We start from the raw sequence: 1680 nt of genomic DNA on the forward strand, positions 1-1680 counted from the left end.
CGGCATCACCCGCGAGCTTCTGTCGGCAGCCGCCGGCAGCGATGTTCCGTTGCTGCCCGGCGCCATCACGCCCGGCGAGATCATGGCTGCACGGGAAGCCGGCTTGCGCTTCCTGAAATTCTTCCCGGCCGAGCAGTCGGGCGGCATCGCTTCGCTGAAAGCCTTTGCCTCGCCGCTCGCCGATGTGAAATTCTGCCCGACCGGCGGCATCTCGGCCAAGAACGCGGCCGACTATCTCAGCCTGCCCAACGTGGTCTGCGTCGGCGGCTCCTGGGTGGCGCCCGACGACCTCGTCAAAGCCGGCAAGTGGGACGAGATCGAAGCCCTGGCGCGCGCCGCGAGCAAGCTTGCGAAATAAGGCCTCGGCCACGGGATGAAGAAACCCGGCCGACTCGCGTCGACCGGGTTTGCCAAATCGGCTCCGAAGCTGATCAGCTGCAGACCCGGACCTTTTCAACCACCCTGTGGTGATGCTTCCAGCTTGTGACCACCTTGGTCCGGCAGTGCTTCTTCATGTGCATATGGTCATGAGTTTTGACGACAATGGTCTCGGCCTGCGTAGGGGCGATAGCCGCCGAAGCGGTTGCCAATGCGATGACCGATGCCAATAGGATGTTCTTCATGGATCTCCCCGGGTTTGAACGAACCTATGTTAACCCAGGGAATAGGCCGACCGTTCCGGCTTCACGAGAAGTTCAGCCGAGCGTGACCGTGCAGGCTGGCCCGGTTCGCTGAACAGCAAAAAGCCGCGCTGGTTGCCCGGCGCGGCTTTGCCGATTGATCTGCCGTCATTTGGTCTGGAAGCGGGCTACCGACATGAACTTGACGGCGTTGCCGGTGAAGCGGTTGGCATCGGCCACCTGGCTGCTCGGCTGGAAGCCGGCCGTGTAGACCTCGCTCGGCGCCGTGTGCACGATGCTGTAGGCGTAGCCCGGCGCCGTCGTCGCGCTTGAAACGGTGGCGACATGGTCGCCGCTGGTCAATGCCCAGCGGGCGGCCTGCGGTGCGGCTGCAACCACCATGGCCTTGGGGCCCGGCTTCAGGTCGCGGGCGGTGGCTCTCGATTCCTTGCGGGTCGTCTTGACGCCGGCGCCGATCGCGGCGGCCGGATCGGAACCGACTGGGCGGGCAACGACGGCATCGCGCGGCGATGCGGCGTTGGTGCCTGGATCGTTGAACGCCGAACGCGGCTCGGATCCGGACAAGGAAGCAAGCTGGTAATCGGCCGCACCGACCTGGGCATTGGCCTCGTCGAGCACGGCCTTGACCGCATCCGGCCTGGCCATCTCGGGCCGCGCCGTCGGCAGCACCGAGAACGCATCGGTCGCCGTCTTGCTTTGATCAGCCGTCTCGGCCAGCGCCATCAGCACATCCTTGCTGGGCGCCGCAGCCAAAGCGGCCGGCAGCGAATTGTCGGGACGCCATGTCGGCAACGGTATGTTGTTGACCGCGACCTGGGCCGGATTAGCCGAAGCCGTTGCATCGGCCACGCCGAAAGGAACGCTCGCCGGCGCATGCGCGGTCGCCACGGCCTGCTCGGTGGTGGCTGTCGCCTCCGCCATCGCAAAAGGAACATGCTCAGGCTGCTGAGCGCCGAGATCGGCTTTTGGCCGCGGTGCGAAATCCGGCAGCGGAACGCTTCGGGCCGGCAATGCGGCGATGATCGTCTCCGGCGTGTCC

Annotated in this window: 1 protein-coding gene and 2 pseudogenes; 1 reads left to right on the forward strand and 2 read right to left on the reverse strand. The window is 65.7% G+C overall.

Annotation, left to right across the window (positions count from 1 at the left end):
• A pseudogene (locus EN964_RS33795) lies at window positions 1-358 on the forward strand (keto-deoxy-phosphogluconate aldolase); the annotation flags it as partial.
• Window positions 359-431: 73 nt separating this feature from the next.
• Here the strand turns inward: EN964_RS33795 and EN964_RS33800 are convergent.
• Both EN964_RS33800 and EN964_RS33805 read right to left on the reverse strand, forming a co-directional pair.
• Window positions 432-623: a hypothetical protein gene (locus tag EN964_RS33800; RefSeq protein ID WP_127272097.1), complete on the reverse strand. Its 192-nt coding sequence runs from the start codon at window positions 621-623 to the stop codon at window positions 432-434.
• Window positions 624-788: 165 nt separating this feature from the next.
• A pseudogene (locus EN964_RS33805) lies at window positions 789-1680 on the reverse strand (peptidase M15); the annotation flags it as partial.

It is taken from the genome of Mesorhizobium sp. M7A.F.Ca.CA.001.10.2.1, assembly GCF_003998575.1.
In the GTDB taxonomy this organism is placed as follows: domain Bacteria; phylum Pseudomonadota; class Alphaproteobacteria; order Rhizobiales; family Rhizobiaceae; genus Mesorhizobium.

Coding starts and splice junctions, on each gene's coding strand:
- EN964_RS33800 (WP_127272097.1), bottom strand. CDS start 623: ATGAAGAACATCCTATTGGCATCGGTCATCGCATTGGCAACCGCTTCG.